The organism is Streptomyces sp. NPDC005263, assembly GCF_042872365.1.
In the GTDB taxonomy this organism is placed as follows: Bacteria; Actinomycetota; Actinomycetes; order Streptomycetales; family Streptomycetaceae; genus Streptomyces.
The window spans coordinates 607,163-624,949 of record NZ_JBIAKJ010000005.1 but is presented as its reverse complement, the minus strand read 5'-3'; the positions used below and the strand labels follow the sequence as shown (position 1 = coordinate 624,949).

The window sequence follows — 17,787 nt, the reverse complement described above, 5'->3', positions numbered from 1 at the left end:
CAGGGGGGATCCGGCGTCCGCCACATGTCATACGAGTGAACGGGCCATCGCCACCGCTCCGTCGACCGGCGCCGCGTCCAGGGGCCTCGGACGGGCCCCGGGCACACTCTCGGCCAGGGATGTCACGAAGGCTTCGTACAGGGCGGGTTGGGCGAGCACGGTGCTGCCGGCGACCACCACGTCCTCGACCGGGACACCGCGGTCGGCGAGCCGTCGGACCAGCGCGGCCAGGCAGCGGCCGCCCTCGGTGATCACCGTACGGGCGAGGGAGGAACCCGCCTCGGCGGCGGTGAAGACCACGGGTGCGTGCCGGCCCCACTCGGCGGACACGTCGGTGGCCCGCTCCAGGGCGGCGCCGAGTGCCGGCACCTCGTCGACACCGAACGCGGCGACCAGGCACTCGGCGAGCGCGTCGGGGGCCTCGCCGCGGTCGTGGGCCGCCCAGACGGCCCGTACGGCCTCGCGCACGAGACCCGCCGAGCCGCCCTCGTCCCCGAGCACCGCGCCCCAGCCGCCGACCTGGACGGAGGTGTGGTCGGCGAGGCGGCCGACCGCGACGGAACCGGTGCCGGCGACCAGGCCGACACCCCGCTCGAGGCCGGCGGCGGGTACGAGGAGCTCGGCGTCGCCCATGACGAGCGCGGGCGCGTCGAAGTGCAGATGGAGCGCGGTGCGTATCTGCAGGCACTGCCGTGGCGTCTCACAGGCGTGGCCGCCCACGGCGACGGCGGACGGGCGCGCGCCCGTCGGCAGAGCCCCGGCGACCAGTGCCGCGATCCAGGCGGCCGCGGCCACGGGGTCGTGCGGCCGCCAGCCGCTGCTCGGGCGGACATGGTCGGCGACCAGGTCGTCCCCCGCGAAGGCGCGGAGGTGTGTCTTGGTGCCGCCCACGTCGATACCGACCACGAGAGGGCAGGAGGGAAGAGCGTCCGGCACGGATCCTCTTTCGTCGTTGCGCATGGCTGCGACGGCGGGCGAACCGTACCTGGAACATAGGGAGTTGCTGAACTAGGGAAGCCCCGGGACGGGCTTCTGACGGGCACGGCAGGCGAGTACCGTGACGTTCGTTAGGAAGTTAACTAACGAAGTACAGTGCGTGTCAAGAGGCGTCCCGCACTGAGCCCCGCAGCGCCCCACACCGGGCCCGGCGGGGTGGGGACCGCGGACGCCAGGGCATCCCGTCGCCGCATCCCGGAACACGATCGCACCGGGAGCGCGGCCCATGACCCGTGTGGGAGAACTGTGGAACACGACGTGGCGAGAGCCCCTCGCCTGACCGAGAGCGCGAGCGCGGTGTTCGCCGTGCTGGCCGACGCGGGCACCGCGACCCGCCCGCAGCTCGCGACCCTGGCGGGTCTGTCCAAGCCGACGGTGTCCTCCGCCGTCGCGGAGCTGGAGAACGCCCGGCTCGCCGCCCACTCCGGCACCTCCTCCAGCGGCACCGGCCGTTCCGCGGCCGTCTACCGTCTGGGCCCGGCCGCCGGGGCCGTCCTCGCCGTGGACCTCGGCCCCGCCTTCACGCGGGTACGCGGCTGCGCCCTGGACGGCACTCTGCTCGCCCAGGCCACCGGCTCCCGGGAGGAGGCCGCCGACGTGGTGCGCCAGGCCCTCGACGCGCTGCCCGAGGGCGCCCCGCTGCGCACCATCGTGGTCGCCGTCGGTGATGTCACCGCGCCGCAGGAGCGGGGGAGCGGCATGCGTCCGGCGACCGCCAAGGCGGGCCCCGTGTTCGACGCCATGGCCGTCGCGCTGCCGCCGGGCGTACCCATCCACCTCGAGAACAACGTCAACTGCGCCGCGCTCGCGGAACTGCACGAGGGTGCCGCCCGCGGCCGTGACACCTTCGGCTACCTGCGGATCGGCGTCGGCATCGGCCTGGGCATCGTGGTCGGCGGCCGGGTGCTGCGCGGAGCCAACGGCGCGGCCGGTGAGCTGGCCCGACTGCCCTACCCGTGGGACGACGGCCGCGAACCGCGTCAGGAGGCGCTGGAGGACTACATCGGCGCCCGCTCGCTCCTGCGGCGGACGGCCGAGGCCTGGCAGGACGCCGACGGCCCGTGCCCCCGTACCGCCGAGCGGCTCTTCGCCCTCGCCGGGGAGGGCCGGGCCGCGGCCCGTGCCGTCGTCGGCCGGCACGCCGTGGACGTGGGCCGCCTCGCCGCCGCCGTGACCGCCGTGCTCGACCCGGGACTGGTCGTGCTGGGCGGCAGCACCGGCGCGGACCCGCAGCTCCTGCCCGGTGTGCGGGCCGAACTGTCACGGCTGAGCTGGCCCACCGAGGTGGTCAGCAGCACGGTCGGTGACCTGGGCACGGTGGTGGGTGCCGCCCGGCTCGCGGTCGCCCGGGGAGTCCAAACCGTGACCGAAGCCGCGGGGACTAAGCATTGACGGCCTCCGACTCGGTCTGCCAATGTCCGGACAAGCGCTTTCTAAGTCGGTCGGGACACCGGCTTGGGGTGAGCGTCCCGACCGTACGTGAGGTACGGCAGCCACGCGAGGGCGTGTTCGCGAGGCCACGGCCGTGAGGGCCGGGGATCCCACCCGCAGAGGCGACGCGGCCGGGCGAGGCCGTGCCCCCGGAAAGCGAAACTTCCTGCACAACGCACCCGTGCCGCCTCGGCTGGCGCCGTGCTCCGTCCCCTACGACGAAAAAGGATCGAACATGACCAGTGTGGGTGTGCGGCGCTCCCGCCGACTCGGCCGCGGCGGCATACGCCGCCTGGTTCCCCTCGCTGCCGTGGCCACGGCAGGTGCCCTTCTGCTCTCCGCCTGCGGGTCGTCCGACTCCGGCGGAACCTCCAAGTCGCTGACGTTCTGGATCTCCACGGTTCCGGGGCAGGACGCGGGCTGGAAGAAGCTGGTGTCGCAGTACAAGAAGGAGGCCGGCGTCTCCGTCAAGCTCGTCAACATCCCCTACGACGGCTACTCGACGAAGCTGCACAACGCCGCGCAGGCGAACTCCCTGCCCGACGTGGCGGCCGTGCCGGCACTGGACCCGATCTGGTCGAACAAGCTGCTCGACCTCGGCTCCATCGCCAACAAGAAGAGCAACAACATCAACGCCAACTTCCTCGCGAAGGACTCGTCCGGGAAGGTGCTGTCCATCCCCTCGGACATCACCGCGTCCGGCCTGTTCATCAACAAGTCGTTGTTCAAGAAGGCCGGCGTCTCCTTCCCGACCTCGCCCCAGAAGACCTGGACCTGGGACGACTTCATCAAGGCGGCGAACAAGGTCCGCGAGAAGACCGGCGCCAAGTACTCCCTGACCTTCGACCAGTCCCCCTCCCGGCTGCGCGCCATGGTGTACGAGATGGGCGGGAAGTACGTCCACGCGGACTCCTCCGGCAAGTTCTCGGTGGACAGCGCGACCAAGAAGGCCGTGAACACCTTCATCGGGTGGAACGACAACAAGACCATGCCGAAGTCGGTGTGGACCAGCGGCGCCGACCCGTCCGCCATGTTCCAGAGCGGTGACGTGGTCGCCTACTGGTCCGGCGTGTGGCAGGTCGCCGCCTTCGCCGACAGCATCAAGAAGTTCGACTGGGCCAGCGTCCCGACGCCCGCCCAGCCGGTGCAGGCCAGCGACGTCAACAGCGGCGGCATGATGGTCGGCTTCAACAACAACGGTGCCGCCGCCACCGCCGCGCAGAAGTTCCTGTCCTGGATCTACGAGCCGGACCACTACCGCGAGCTGTGCGAGGCCTCCGGGTTCCTGCCGGTCGAGAACGATCTGAACCCGAAGTATCCCTTCACCTCCGAGGCGGCACAGGCGGCGTTCAAGCTGTACAACGAGGAGATCCCGCTCTACGCCCCGATCTCCGGCTACTTCAACAGCGCGCAGACGAAGTGGGTGCTGAAGGGCAAGAGCCTCCCCGACGACCCGACCAAGGCGGAGCTCGGCAAGGCGATCAACGGCCAGCAGTCGGCCGGCAAGGCCCTGGACAACATCGTGTCCGTCTACAACCAGCAGGTCGGCGGCTGATCGTAGCCCGCGGGCCCGGGCGGCGGAGTCGAGACACCGTCGCCCGGCCCCGGCGCCCATGTGACGCCGGGCTCATGGCGTGAGCCCAGAGGAATCCATTCCACCAGCACGGAGTCAGGAAGATGACAAAACGCGCCTCGGACGTGTCTGTGAGCCCGCCGAGTCCGCCCAGGAGACGCAGTAAGTACACCCTTGCGCCGCTCGTCCTGATCGCGGCCAATGTCGTGCTCTTCGCGCTGTTCTTCGTCTGGCCGGCGGTGATCGGGCTCGTCTACTCCTTCACGAACTACACGGGCGTGGGGGTGTTCCAGTGGGTCGGGCTGGACAACTACCACAACCTGTTCGGGGACTCCACGTTCTACGACGCGCTGTCCCGGACCGTGCTGTACACCGTCCTCTTCGTCCCGCTGAACTTCGTGGTCTCGCTGCTCGCCGCCAACCTGGTGGTGAGCAAGCACGCCAAGGGCTCGTCGGTCGCCCGCGTCATCTTCTTCATCCCGTGGCTGCTGTCGCCCATCGTCGTGGGTGTCCTGTGGCGGTGGATGTTCGGCGAGAACTTCGGACTGGTCAACTACGTCATCGAGAAGTTCGGCGGAGACGCCGTTCCGTGGCAGTCGAACGCGGACCTCTCGTTGCTCGTGGTGGTGATGGCGGCGGCCTGGGCCTGGACGGGATTCACGATGCTGCTGTTCATCGCGGCGATCAAGAACGTACCGGTGTCGTACTACGAGGCCGCCTCGCTCGACGGCGCCGGCCCCTGGCGCCAGTTCTTCAGCATCACCCTGCCGAGCATCGCGCCCACCTCGTTCATCGTGATCCTGCTCAACACGATCAACTCGATGAAGGAGTACCCGGTGTTCGTCGCCCTCAACAACGGCGGACCCGGCACCTCGAACAACCTGCTCGTCCAGTACATCTACGAGACCGGCTTCAAACGGGGCCAGATCGGCTACGCGAGCGCCGCGTCGTTCGTGCTCATGCTCATCCTGATGGCCGTCGCGGTCGTCCAGCTGATGGTGAACCGGCGGGTGGAGAACCGATGACAACCACAGACATCCCGCGCCCGGCCGACGTCGGCTCCGGACGGAGAGTCTCCAAGAAGCGGCCCCGCAAGACGGCCACCGGTGGGCTCCGGCAGGCGGTGTCCGCGACGACACTGCTGTGGATCATGGCGTGCCTGTACGGCTTTCCGGTGCTGTGGTTCGTCCTCAGCTCCCTCAAGCCGGCCAGCGACCTGTTCTCCTATCCGCTGACGCTGGTCCCGCACAACCCCACCCTGACGGGATTCAGGGCAGCGTGGGACAGCGCCAACTTCTCCCAGTACTTCATCAACACGGCCATCGTGTGCGTGATCACGACGATCCTCACGGTGGGTGTCAGCTGCTGCACCGGGTACGCGCTGGCCAAGTACGACAACAGATGGCTCAAGGCGTTCTTCCTCTGCATCCTGGCCACCACGATGCTGCCGGGCGAGGTCATGCTCGCCCCGGAGTTCCTGGTGGTCCGCAACCTCGGCCTCTACAACTCGTTCGCCGGCATCATCCTCCCGGCCGTGCTCACCGCGACCGGATGCTTCATGTTCCGCCAGTTCTTCCTGACGGTCCCCGACGAACTCGTGGAAGCCGCCCGCATCGACGGCGCCCGCGAACTGTCGATCTTCCTGCGGATCATGGTGCCGCTCTCCCGGCCGATCATGCTGACCCTCGCCATCCTGTCCTTCCAGTGGCGGTGGAACGACTACATCTGGCCGCTTCTGATGCTGAACGACCCCAACAAGTTCACCGTGCAGATCGGCATCCAGAGCATCGTCGGCGCGCAGAACATCAACTGGTCGGTACTGCTGGGCGCCTCGGTCATCTCCATGATCCCGCTGATCGCCATCTTCCTGGTCTTCCAGCGCTACGTCATGGGCGCCGACATCAACGCCGGACTCAAGGACTGATCGTGCCCACCCAGCTCGACCCCGAGTTCGTCCGGTCGGTGGCCCGCGCCGCCGACCGGCTGGCCGTCCCGCTCACGGCCGACCCCGACGAGGAACCCGCCGGTGTGCCGCACCGTGGTCTGGCGCGGCGGGTGAAGACCCTGGTCGCGGCCTACCGCTCCCCGGACTCCGCCCTGCACGGCAGCGGGCAGGCCGTCGCCGCCGCGACGACCCACCTCCGCGCCCTGCGGGCCGTGCAGACCGGCACCGGCCTCTTCGCGGGCGGCGACAACGTGCAGTCGCCGCCGGACTCCGCGTTCACCGTCAACGACGTGTGCGACGCGCACGTCCTGGCCGCCGGCGCGGGACCGGAACTGCGCGAGGTCACGGCCACGCTCGCCGAGATCGCCGGCGCCGCCACCGGCAGCCTCCTGACCGGCGGGGTGCACACCCCGAACCACCGCTGGGAGCTGTCCGCGGCGCTGGCCCGGCTGCACCGGTCGTTCCCCGACGACCGGCTCCTCGACCGCATCGAGGAGTGGCTCTCCGAGGGCGTCGACATCGACGCGGAGGGCCTGTACTCGGAACGCAGCGCCAACTACGCGGCCCACGTGTCCAACCCGTCGCTGCTGCTGCTGGCCGGCGTCCTCGGCCGCGACGACCTGCTGGCCGCCGTCGAACGCAACCTCGCCACCACCCTGGACCTCATCAGGCCGGACGGCACGGTGGAGACGCTCCTCTCGCGACGGCAGGACCAGAACCAGCCGTTCCCGCTGGCGCCCTACCTGCCGCACTACCGGCTGCTCGCGGTCCGCACCGGCCGGGGCGACTTCAGCCGGGCGGCGCGGCTGGCTGCCGCCGGCGGCATCGACGACCCCGACCTGCTCGCCGAGACCCTCCTCACCCCGGACCTGTGCCGCGTCCTGCCGACGCCGGCCGCGGAGACGCTCCCGCGCGACCGGTACCTCACCACCGCGCGCCTCGCCGCACACGCCTCGGCCACCGCGCACACGGTGGTCTACGGCGGCTCCGACGTGCCCGAGCACCGGCGCATCCGCTCGGGCCTCGCCTGCAATCCCACCTTCCTGCGCCTGTTCGCCGGCGACGCCGTCCTCGACGCGGTCCGTCTCTCGCGGGGGTTCTTCGACCTGGGCCCGTTCCGCGCCGCCGACACGCACCAGCTCGCCGACAGCCGGTACCGGCTCACCGAAACCCTCACAGCCGCCTACTACCAGCCGCTCACGCCGGAGCTGCGACGGGACGACGGCGCCTACCGGATGGCGGACGAGGGCCGCTTCTCGGCCGCGATGGCCTTCGCGGACCGGCCCCGGGACGAGGTCTCGCACACGACCCGCGTCGAGGTGGACCTGAGGGAGGACGGTGCCGACCTGCGGATCGACATCAGCGGACCACGAGTGCCCTGGGCGCTCGAACTGACCTTCCGGCCGGGCGGCGCGCTGGAGGGCGCCGTACCGATCGGCGACGGACGCTGGTGCCTGACGACCGGACCGATGACCTACCGGGTCGGCGACGACGAGATCCGGGTCGAGGCCGGCGTCGAGGCAGGCGAACCGCTCGCCGGGCCGGACCGGAGCGACGTACTGCGGTACGACCCGGGTCAGGACTACACCGTGGTGGGCGGCACCGATGCGACGACCGGGAACCGCGTCTACATCGGCGGACAGGGCCCGCACACACTGACCCTCGCACTGCGTGCCCACCGGCCCGCACCTGTCAGGTGACCCCGCCGCACCACGCCATGGCCACGCCCAGGAAGAGCTGATCCCCGTGCACCGCACGCCCCTCCGTGCACCTCACGCACCAGCGCGGCCCGCGGCACGACCTGCCGGACAGCCACGGGACGTACGACGCGGTCCTCGCCGACGTCGTCGAGCGGGCCCTGGAACGGAGACGCCCCCGCGCAGCCGGAGTTGACGCGGCGCCAGGCCATCGGCTGAGGGGCGCGGCTCGTGCCCTACCCCTCAGTGAGTCAGCCCGAGCGCTCGCCAGCCCCCGGTCCACCGCCAGCACCGGGATCGCGTTCCCCACCGGGGCACCCTGCGAGTTCGCGCACCACCAGGTCCGCCCGCTCCCGGGTCGCCGCGACCAGTTCGGCGTTGGGCTGGTCCGAGCGCTGCACCCAGGCCACCGCCTCCTCGTGGCTCTTGCCGAACTCCTCGTGCCGGGCCACCAGTCGGCTCAGACGCTCCTGCTCGTCGACCTCACAGAACCACACCTCGTCCAGCTCGGCCTCCACCCGTGCCCAGGCGCCCGTGCCCAGCAGCAGGTAGTTCCCCTCCGTCACGACCAGCCGGGCGGTCGGCGGCACCGGGATCGCCCCCGCGACCGGCTGCTCCAGCACCCGCTCGAAACCGGGCGCGTACACGATCTCACCCTCCGGCTCCCGCTCGTGAAGCCGCCGCAGCAGCGCCGCGTACCCCGCCGCGTCGAAGGTGCCGGGTGCCCCCTTGCGGTCCCGCAGGCCGAGCCGGTCCAGTTCGACGTCGGCCAGGTGGAAGCCGTCCATGGGAACATGCGCCACCCACGGGTCACCGGACGAGTTCAGCGCCCGTACGAGCTGCTCGGCGAGCGTCGTCTTGCCCGCGCCCGGACTGCCGGCGATGCCCAGGAGCGCACGCCGGCCGGGGCGCGTGAGGGCGCGGGCCCGGGTGAGGAGGTCGTCGAAGGTCAGCGTCACAGAGCAGAGTCTGTCATCCGGCGCGGGGCGCGAATCCGCCGTGAGTGCCTCCGATGTGGCGTGCGCCACTCACTGGAGACGGTTTCGCGGGGAACCGTGTCCTTATGACGGAGCTCGGTCTACCCGAAGACATTCTGGCCTGCCTCTTCGACCTCGACGGCGTTGTCACCAGGACGGCCGTGGTGCACGCGGCCGCCTGGAAGGAGATGTTCGACGCGTTCCTGCGCGAACGCGAGGGCGAGCACTTCCGGCCGTTCGACGACAAGGACTACGACGAGTACGTCGACGGCCGCCCCCGCGCCGACGGCGTCCGCGCCTTCCTCGCCTCCCGCGGCATCGACCTGCCCGACGGCACCGCGGACGACCCGCCCGACGCACCGACCGTGCACGGACTCGGCAACCGCAAGAACGACCTGGTCCTGGAGAAGATCCGCACCGACGGCGTGGAGGCCTACGACGGCACCCTGCGCTACATCGCCGCGGTGCGCGCCCGGGGCCTGCGCACCGCGATCGTCTCCTCCAGCGCCAACTGCCGTGACGTGCTGCGCGCGATCGACGCCGAGGACCTCTTCGACGTACGCGTCGACGGTGTCGTCGCCGCCGAGCGCGCGCTGCCGGGCAAGCCGCGCCCCGACACCTTCCTGGCCGCCGCGCGGGACCTGGGCGTGGACGCCGCGCACTCCGCCGTCTTCGAGGACGCCCAGGCCGGCATGGACGCGGGCCGCTCGGGCCACTTCGGCTACGTCGTCGGTGTCGACCGGGTCGGACAGACCGACGCCCTGTACGCGCACGGCGCCGACGTGGTCGTCAAGGACCTCGCCGAACTGGGGGGCGACGCGTGATCAGCAACCGGTCCTACACCGTCGAGCCCTGGGCGGTCCGCGAGACCCACCTCAACCTCGACGTGCTCGCCCAGAGCGAGTCCGTGTTCGCGCTGTCCAACGGCCATGTCGGCTGGCGCGGCAACCTCGACGAGGGCGAACCGCACGGCCTGCCCGGCTCCTACCTCAACGGTGTGCACGAACTGCACCCGCTGCCCTACGCCGAGGCCGGCTACGGCTACCCCGAGTCCGGGCAGACCGTCATCAACGTCACCAACGGCAAGGTGCTGCGGCTGCTGGTCGACGACGAGCCCTTCGACCTGCGCTACGGCCGCCTCGTCAGCCACGAGCGCACCCTGGACCTGCGCCGGGGCGTGCTGGAGCGGACCTGCGAGTGGGTCTCGCCGGCCGGTTCCCGGGTCCGGGTGCGCTCGACGCGCCTCGTCTCCCTGACCCAGCGGGCGATCGCCGCGGTGGCGTACGAGGTGGAGCCCGTCGACAGCCGCACCCGGGTGGTCATCCAGTCGGAACTCGTCGCCAACGAGAGCCTGCCCGAGCCGAACGGCGACCCGCGTGCCGCCCGCGCCCTGAAGTCGCCGCTGGAGCCGGAGGAGGACTTCGCCTCCGGCTCCCGGCTGCGCCTGGTGCACCGCACCCGCCGCAGCGGCTTCCGGGTCGCCGTGGCGGCCGACCACGTCGTCGACGGCCCCGAGCGGACCACCACCGGCAGCGAGAGCAACGTGGACGTGTCCCGGCTGACCGTCACCTCCGTCCTTGAACCCGGACAGCGGCTGCGGGTCGAGAAGGTCGTCGCCCACGGCTGGTCCGGCGCCCGCTCCCGGCCCGCGATGAGCGACCAGGTCGAGGCGGCGCTGGCAGCGGCGGCGCACAGCGGCTGGCAGGGACTGCTGGACGAACAACGGGAGTACCTCGACGACTTCTGGGCCCGTGCCGACGTCGAGGTCGACGGCGACGAGGAGATCCAGCAGGCCGTCCGCTTCGCCCTCTTCCACGTGCTCCAGGCCGGCGCCCGCGCCGAGCAACGGGCCATCCCCGCCAAGGGACTGACCGGATCCGGCTACGACGGCCACGCCTTCTGGGACACCGAGACCTTCGTCCTGCCCCTGCTCACCTACACCGCCCCCGACTCCGTCGCCGAGGCGTTGCGCTGGCGGCAGCAGACCCTGCCCGCCGCCCGGGAACGCGCGGCCCAACTCGGCCTCGGCGGCGCCGCGTTCCCCTGGCGGACCATCGAGGGGTCGGAAGGGTCCGCGTACTGGCCCGCCGGTACGGCCGCCTTCCACGTCAACGCCGCCATCGCGGACGCGGTCGTGCGCTACACGGAGGCCACCGGCGACACCCGCTTCGAACGCGACACCGGCGTCGAACTCCTGGTGGAGACCGCGCGGTTGTGGCGCTCGCTCGGCCATCACGACCACCACGGCGTCTTCCACATCGACGGCGTCACCGGCCCCGACGAGTACAGCGCGGTCGCCGACGACAACCTGTACACCAACCTGATGGCCCGGGCGAACCTGCTGGCCGCCGCCGACGTCTGCGAACGCCACCCCGAACAGGCCGCCGCTCTCGGCGTCGACGACGAGGAGAGCGCCACCTGGCGGGACGCCGCCGAGGCCGTGCACGTCCCCTACAACGACGAACTCGGCGTCCACGAACAGCACGCCGGCTTCACCCGCTACCAGCGCTGGGACTTCGCCGGCACGAGCGCCGACCAGTACCCCCTGCTGCTGCACTTCCCCTACTTCGACCTCTACCGCAAGCAGGTCGTCAAACAGGCGGACCTGGTGCTGGCGATGTACATGTGCAGCGGTTTCTTCGAGAAGTACTGCGACGAGGAGCAGATCGCCCGCAACTTCGCCTACTACGAGCCGCTGACCGTACGGGACTCCTCGCTCTCGGCGTGCTGTCAGGCCGTCGTCGCCGCCCAGGCCGGACATCTCGGCCTCGCCTACGACTACACCGCCGAGGCGGCGCTGATGGACCTCGCCGACCTGGAACAGAACACCCAGGACGGACTGCACGTCGCGTCCCTGGCCGGTACCTGGACGGCCCTGGTCGCCGGGTTCGGCGGCCTGCGCCGGGACGGCACGTCACTCAGGTTCGCCCCGCGCCTGCCGGACCGGCTCAGCCGTCTCGCCTTCACCCTCCAGATCCTCGGCAGGCGGCTGCGCGTGGAGATCGGGCCGGACAAGGCCACGTACACCCTGGTGGCCGGCGAGCCCCTGACGATCCGCCACCACGGTGGGGCCCTGACCGTGAACGGCGACGGCCCCGTGGTCCGCGCGATACCGGCCCACAAGCCCCGCCCGGCCCCGGAGCAGCCACCGCACCGCCGCCCCGACGTCCGGCGATGAACCCTGGCGCGGGCACCGCCGACCGCGCCCGCCCCAGGCCGACGACTTCCGGAGGAGGCGTCAGGCACCTGGCCGAATACCACCCTGCACATCCATGGGCCGCGGGTTAGTTTAGCCATGATTTTTAACGCTTGTTCGAACCCGCCTTCGGCTTGACGGGCTGCGAGGCCTGGACGTCCTACGAGACGTAGGAGTGAGGGTGGACGATGACGCACGGCACGAACGCCATGCTCGTCGGTGTGAGACGAGGCGACCCGGCGGCCGTGCCCGGCGCGTTCTGGCGCCGACGTGACAGCCGATTACTCGCGGCCGTCGCCGGCGCCTTCACCCTCGCCCAACTGCTCCTCGTCGGCCCCGGACTGGGCCTCGGCTGGGACGAGACGGTGTATGTCAGCCAGGTCGGCGCCCAGGCCCCGGCGTCCTTCTTCAGCGCACCGCGCGCCCGGGGCATATCCCTGCTGGTGGCGCCGATCGCGTCCTGGTCGACCTCCACCGAACTGCTGCGCGTCTACCTCGCGCTGCTGTCCGGCCTCGGCCTCTACCTGGCGCTGCGGGTCTGGCGCGGACTGTTCAGGACCCGGGTCCTGGCCCTGGCCGGGGCGCTCTTCGCCACCCTGTGGGTGACCCTGTACTACGGCCCCACGGCCATGCCCAACCTGTGGGTCGCCCTCGGCGCCCTGATCACCGTCGGCTGCTTCCTGCGCGCCCGCGCGGACCGTCCCGACCGGCGCGCTCTGTGGGGCGTCGCGGCGGGCGCCATGCTGATGGCGTGGATGCGGCCGACCGACGCCGTGTGGGTCACCCTGCCGCTCATCGTCCTGGTGGCGGCGGCCCGTCTGTGGCGCCCCGCGCTCGCGCTCCTCGGCGGGCTCGCCGCGGGCGCGGCGGAGTGGGTGATCGAGGCGTTCGTCAGCTACGGGGGCCTGGGCCGGCGGCTGTCCGAGGGCTCCGACATACAGGGCGGCCTCGGCCTGTACTTCGCCGTCGACGACCAGTTACGCAGCCTGGGCGGACGGGGCCTGTGCCGTCCCTGCAGCGGCCCGCTGCCCCATCCGGCGGTGATGGCCTGGTGGTTCGTCCTCCCGCTGCTCGCCGTCGTCGGACTGGTGATCGCGGTGCGGGCCCGGCGTGCCGGGCCCACCCTGGTGCCGCTGGCCTGCGCCGCGACGGCCGCCGTGCCGTACCTGTTCATGATCGGTTACGCCGCTCCGCGTTTCCTGCTGCCCGCCTACGCCCTGCTCGCGATCCCCGTCGCCGACGCGCTTCTCCACCTGGTCACCGGGCCGAACGGCCGATGGCGCCCGGTGGCCGCCGCCGTGGTCGCGCTGGGGCTGGCGGGACACCTGGCGGTGCAGTACACCGTCCTGGAGCGCACCGTGGACCGTACCGCTGCCGACCGCCGTGTCTGGGCCCGCACCGCCGACGAACTGCACCGCCTGGGCATCCGTCCGCCCTGCCTGCTCACCGGGCACGAGGCCCTCCCCGTCGCCTACTACACCGGCTGCTCATCGGCGGCGACCAGTGGCCCCAACGCCAACAGCACCGAGGCGGACATCCGGCGCACCGCCCGCCGTATCCCGACCGCCACCCTCATCCGACCCGACGGCACCCCACCGCCGTACGCCCGCGACTGGAAGGCCCACCACTCCCCGGGGCCCGACCTCCGCCTCGCGCCGCCCCCGGCCGACGAAGGGCACCGGTGACGTCCGACGCGAGGCGCTGTGCGGCGCACCGGCGTTTCCGGTCCGCACGCACCTGGTAGGACTCACGTTGTCGGTACGCGGACGAGACGAGGGGGGACGGCCATGACGTGGAACGAGGACGGCGGGCGCTTACCAAAGGAGTTCTTCACCCCGGGGACGTCGTCGTTCACCGACTTCCTGGCGGCACACCGCCCCGGACTCCTGAGCACCCGCCGTGTCCTGCCGGACGGCGTGGCCGCCGCACCCGACCAGGTCCCGCACGGCACCACCATCCTCGCCCTCACCTTCCGGGACGGGGTGCTGATCGCCGGAGACCGACGGGCGACCATGGGCAACCTGATCGCCCAGCGCGACCTGGAGAAGGTGCACCCCGCCGACGAGCACACGGCCGTCGCCTTCGCCGGAACCGTCGGCCTCGCGGTGGACCTGGTGAAGCTCTACCAGGTCGAGCTGACGCACTTCGAGAAGATCGAGGGCGTCGCCATGACGCTCGACGGCAAGGCGCGCCGCCTGGCCGGCATGATCCGGCAGAACCTCGGCCAGGCCATGCAGGGCCTCGCCGTCGTACCGCTGCTCATCGGTTACGACGCCGCCGCACCCGAGGGCCGCGAGGGCCGCATCTTCAGCTTCGACGTCGCCGGCGGGCTGTACGAGAAGACGGACTTCCACGCCGAGGGCTCCGGATCGCCCTACGCCCGGGGCGCCTTGAAGAAACTGTTCCGTCCGGGCATGGACCGGCGCGAGGCCGCCCTGGCGGCGCTCCAGGCCCTGTACGACGCGGCCGACGACGACTCCGCCACCGGCGGCCCGGACCTGAACCGCCGGATCTTCCCCATCGTCTCCGTCATCACCGAGGACGGCTTCGAGCGGCTGCCCGAACCGGAGACAGAAGCGCTGAGCCGCGACATGGTCGAGCAGCGCGGCAACCGGCCCGACGGACCCAACGCGGCGCCCTGACACGGGCCGTGACAGGCGGCTTTCCTCCCTCGTGGGGAAGATCTGCCACGGGCTTTTACCGCACACGGCTTGTAGCCCCCGAAGGATGCCACCAGGCTGCTGGACGCGGCCGTAGGACCCGACGGCAAGGATCCACCTCCCGAGGACGGCCGCCCCTGACCCCGCTCCGTTCCTCCTCCCCGCGACCGCCCCCGAGAGGGGCCCGGCCCGGCGCCGCGTCCGTGGCTCCATGACGCGGCAGGAGTGGGTCAGGGCGGGTCGAACAGCGGCCTCGCGACAAGGGGAAAGCCCCGGCGCGGGAAAACGGGAAACGATCACACCACTGGCCTAGCGGCAGAACGATTCGCCAGGTGAACGGCACGGCGAATGATCACATCGTGGGCCGCGGGACGACGATCCTGGGGCGGAAATCCACCGAATCGGCAGACCGGGCTCCGGCCCGCTGCCTCCCCTGCCCAAGGAGATTCCCTTGCGTGTTCCTCGTATGGTGACCAGCGCCCTCGGTTCGGCCGCCCTCGTGCTCGCCACGATGGGCGCGGTGACCACCGCCGCGGGCCCGGCGGCCGCCGACCCGTGCGGTTTCTACGAGACCGGCTCGGACGCCTACTACAACCACTGCACCTCCGACGGCTCACGGGTCGTCATCAAGGTGGAGGTCGCCTGGGCGCCCGACTACGAGCGGTGCGTCGCGCCCGGCACGACCTGGCTGGGCGGGGCGAGCAAGATCGACGGCGCCTACTACGTCGGCCGTACCTGCTGACCGGTGCGCACCGTGCTCCGTACCGTCCTTCCCGCACGGTACGGAGCACCCCACCACTACGAAGGCCCCCTGCGCCGGGCACGCGGCTCAGGCCCGCAGCCGGAACTCCTTGCGCCACTTGACCAGTTGCTTCTCCGCGTCGCCGGTGTACGACCACGGGGTCCGGGTGGCGCGCCGGTCCAGCATCCGCAGCAACGAGGCGGCGACGTCGTGGACCCCCGCGTGACAGGCCGCGTGGGTCAGGTAGTTGACGTCACGCAACTCGGCCGGTGCCACCTCGCTCTCCGTCCGGCCCACGATCCAGGCCTGCCAGGTGCGCCACACATCACTGACGGCCCCGTCGTTCCTCCAGTGCTGCGCGAGGCTCACGGACGTCCGCCCGTCCTGCGCGGCGTCCTGGGCGAACCGGAACTCCTCGACCCGGGCGTACTGCACCAGCACCGGCAGCGCGGAACCGGCCGGGGCCACTCCCGCCGCGTCGCGGGCGAAGTCGTACATGAGGCCGTGTGTGCCGTGCCAGCGCGACGAGTAGTAGTGCAGGATCTGCAGGTGGCCCTCCACGTTGTACGGGTCGCGCCCGAGCAACTCGTCCCACCAGCGCTCCAGTTCCTGCACCCGCACCCCCGCCGGGTACAGCCGGGCCACCGAGATCAGGGAGACCCACGGCGTGGGGTCCTCCGGGTAGGCCTCCGCGGCCTGCAGGCAGGCCATCACCGCGCCGTCGATGCGGTGCTGGTCGATCGGCGCGCCCCGGCCGGCGGCGATCGCCAGGCTGAACGCCCGGGCCGTCTCGGTGGCCGCGCGCAGCACCAGCGCGTCCCCGCGACGCGGCTCGGCGGCCACCCACGACTCCACCGACGAACTGCTCACGCAGGCCTGGGCGAGCAGCCGCACCCGGTGGCCCCGGGACGGCCAGTCGGGGCCGGTGGTGTACAGCAGTTCACGCAGTCCCTGCCAGCGGCCGATGACGATGTCGTGGCGCGCCGAGGTGAGGGCCGTGTCTCCACAGTCGGGGTCGAAGTGGGGAGCGAAACGGTCTCGCGCCATCGGGGTCTCCCTCAGAAGTCGGTGGGCAGACCCTCGTGGAACGGGGTGCGCGGACCTGCGGCTTCCTCGAGGACGTAGTCCGTCTCGACGGCACGGGAGGCGTCCAGCTTCGCGGGCCGGTAGTAGTCGCTGCCCTGCCGCCAGTACCAGAACATCGGGATCAGGCCGACCGCGAGACCGCCGATCCCGATCGTGATCGCGGCCGAGCTCAGCTCACCCAGCGACTCGACGAACACCCAGAACATGAACAGGGCACCCAGCAGCGGCCACAGCCCGCCGAAGACGAAGTTGGACACCGACGTCAGCAGCATCCTGCGGTAGGCGACGACCACGGCGAGCCCGGCGAGCCCGTAGTACACGGCGATCTGCAGGCCGATCGCCGAGATGGCGTCGGTGAGGATGTCACCGACCGAGCCCAGGGAGTTGGAGGCGATGAGCATCCCCAGCGCCACCGTGCCGACGACCACGATCGCGACCCACGGGGTGTTCCAGCGGGAGTGGACCCGGCCCAGCGCCGACGGCATCGTCCGGTCGCGGCCCATCGCGAACAGCGAACGGGTGACCTGGATGAGGGTGGTCTCCAGCGTCGCGATGGTGGACAGCATCACCGCCACGATGAGCAGTTTGCCGCCCCAGCCGGGCCAGATCTCGTCCCCGAGGACCGAGAGCACGTTGGCGTCGTTCGCCTCGATCTGCTTGGCGGAGAGGATCATGTTCACCGCGATGGTGAACGCCTCGAACAGCAGGAAGACGATGCCGACGCCGATCAGGCCCGCGAGTCCCGTCGTACGACGGCTGTTGCGGGTCTCCTCGCTCAGGTTGCTGGTGACGTCCCAGCCCCAGTAGTAGAAGGCGGCGATGAGCGCGCCGGACGCGAAGCCCCCCATGCCGTCGAAGTGGCTGAACCCGAGCCAGGACCAGTCGAAGGCGAGGGCGTTGCCGCTGTGGAAGAGGGCGAGGACCACGAAGAGCGCCAGGATCGACAGTTCGACACCGGACATGACGAGCTGGGCGCGCACGGTCAGCCGGGCACCGCCGAGCACCACGAGCACCATGACCACGAACCACAGCCCGCCCACCGCCGTGGACAGTCCGGTGTTGTCGGCGAGCCCGTCGTCGAACAGGGCCAGCGTCATCGAACCGGCGGGCAGTGAACCGGCCACCATGAAGATGGTCGCCGAGATCACCAGCGCCCAGCCGCTGATGAAGCCCAGAAAGGGGTGGAGAGTGCGCCCCACCCAGGAGTAGCTGGCGCCCGCGTTCACATCGATCCGGCCGAGGTAGCTGAACGCCAGCGCGATGCCCAGCATCGGTATCGCGCAGTACAGCAGGGCGGCCGGACTGGCCAGGCCCACGGCGCCGACCAGCACCGCGGTGGTCGCGGCCAGCGAGTACGCCGGCGCGCTGCCCGCCACCGCCATCACAACGGTGTCGAACGTCCCGAGGGCGTTGGCCTGCAGCCCTCTGCCCCTCATATTGCTCATGGTTGCGCTGCTCTCCGTCGTGCGCGACGCGAGGCCACC

General features: G+C 71.2%; 14 protein-coding genes. 10 read left to right on the top strand and 4 right to left on the bottom strand.

What is annotated here, in order from left to right; all coding sequences use genetic code 11:
* Nucleotides 1-27 precede the first annotated feature (27 nt).
* Entirely contained in the window at nucleotides 28-960 is a 933-nt protein-coding gene (locus ACFYRY_RS25275; protein WP_389149808.1) for an N-acetylglucosamine kinase, read from the bottom strand.
* A gap of 294 nt (nucleotides 961-1,254) precedes the next feature.
* Between ACFYRY_RS25275 and ACFYRY_RS25270 the strand changes: the two genes are divergently transcribed.
* The 5 genes from ACFYRY_RS25270 to ACFYRY_RS25250 all read left to right on the top strand — a co-directional run bounded on the left by ACFYRY_RS25270 (nucleotide 1,255) and on the right by ACFYRY_RS25250 (nucleotide 7,645).
* The gene (locus tag ACFYRY_RS25270) at nucleotides 1,255-2,388 is read left to right on the top strand and encodes an ROK family transcriptional regulator (RefSeq protein WP_389149805.1); all 1,134 of its coding nucleotides are present in this window, start codon (nucleotides 1,255-1,257) and stop codon (nucleotides 2,386-2,388) included.
* 274 nt (nucleotides 2,389-2,662) lie between these two features.
* Entirely contained in the window at nucleotides 2,663-3,982 is a 1,320-nt protein-coding gene (locus tag ACFYRY_RS25265; protein WP_389149802.1) for an ABC transporter substrate-binding protein, read from the top strand.
* 122 nt (nucleotides 3,983-4,104) lie between these two features.
* Nucleotides 4,105-5,025, top strand: coding sequence for a carbohydrate ABC transporter permease (locus ACFYRY_RS25260; RefSeq protein ID WP_389149799.1), 921 nt, complete (start codon nucleotides 4,105-4,107; stop codon nucleotides 5,023-5,025).
* Nucleotides 5,022-5,924, top strand: coding sequence for a carbohydrate ABC transporter permease (locus ACFYRY_RS25255; protein WP_389149797.1), 903 nt, complete (start codon nucleotides 5,022-5,024; stop codon nucleotides 5,922-5,924). Before ACFYRY_RS25260 ends, ACFYRY_RS25255 begins: the two co-directional genes overlap by 4 nt.
* 2 nt (nucleotides 5,925-5,926) lie before the next feature.
* Nucleotides 5,927-7,645, top strand: a complete 1,719-nt coding sequence (locus tag ACFYRY_RS25250; RefSeq protein ID WP_389149794.1) for a hypothetical protein — start codon at nucleotides 5,927-5,929, stop codon at nucleotides 7,643-7,645.
* 248 nt (nucleotides 7,646-7,893) lie between these two features.
* On the opposite strand, the gene ACFYRY_RS25245 is transcribed toward ACFYRY_RS25250, so the two are convergent.
* The gene (locus tag ACFYRY_RS25245; RefSeq protein ID WP_389149792.1) at nucleotides 7,894-8,601 is read right to left on the bottom strand and encodes a nucleoside/nucleotide kinase family protein; all 708 of its coding nucleotides are present in this window, start codon (nucleotides 8,599-8,601) and stop codon (nucleotides 7,894-7,896) included.
* A 104-nt stretch (nucleotides 8,602-8,705) separates the two neighbouring features.
* Here ACFYRY_RS25245 and ACFYRY_RS25240 point away from each other — a divergent pair, with 104 nt between their 5' ends.
* From ACFYRY_RS25240 to ACFYRY_RS25220, 5 genes are all read left to right on the top strand, one after another.
* Nucleotides 8,706-9,443, top strand: coding sequence for an HAD family hydrolase (locus tag ACFYRY_RS25240; protein ID WP_389149789.1), 738 nt, complete (start codon nucleotides 8,706-8,708; stop codon nucleotides 9,441-9,443).
* A complete protein-coding gene (locus ACFYRY_RS25235) occupies nucleotides 9,440-11,797 on the top strand; it encodes a glycoside hydrolase family 65 protein (protein WP_389149786.1) in 2,358 nt (785 codons plus the stop codon). The genes ACFYRY_RS25240 and ACFYRY_RS25235 overlap by 4 nt, the downstream gene beginning before the upstream one ends.
* A gap of 206 nt (nucleotides 11,798-12,003) precedes the next feature.
* Entirely contained in the window at nucleotides 12,004-13,500 is a 1,497-nt protein-coding gene (locus ACFYRY_RS25230) for a hypothetical protein (protein ID WP_389149784.1), read from the top strand.
* A 102-nt stretch (nucleotides 13,501-13,602) separates the two neighbouring features.
* Nucleotides 13,603-14,457: a proteasome subunit beta gene (gene prcB / locus ACFYRY_RS25225; protein ID WP_389149781.1), complete on the top strand. Its 855-nt coding sequence runs from the start codon at nucleotides 13,603-13,605 to the stop codon at nucleotides 14,455-14,457.
* Between the two features lie 484 nt (nucleotides 14,458-14,941).
* Complete coding sequence (locus ACFYRY_RS25220) at nucleotides 14,942-15,217, top strand: DUF6355 family natural product biosynthesis protein (protein WP_389150287.1); 276 nt, start codon at nucleotides 14,942-14,944, stop codon at nucleotides 15,215-15,217.
* Between the two features lie 87 nt (nucleotides 15,218-15,304).
* On the opposite strand, the gene ACFYRY_RS25215 is transcribed toward ACFYRY_RS25220, so the two are convergent.
* Nucleotides 15,305-16,264: a hypothetical protein gene (locus tag ACFYRY_RS25215; protein ID WP_389149778.1), complete on the bottom strand. Its 960-nt coding sequence runs from the start codon at nucleotides 16,262-16,264 to the stop codon at nucleotides 15,305-15,307.
* Between the two features lie 11 nt (nucleotides 16,265-16,275).
* Nucleotides 16,276-17,748: an APC family permease gene (locus ACFYRY_RS25210; protein WP_389149775.1), complete on the bottom strand. Its 1,473-nt coding sequence runs from the start codon at nucleotides 17,746-17,748 to the stop codon at nucleotides 16,276-16,278.
* Nucleotides 17,749-17,787: the final 39 nt, after the last annotated feature.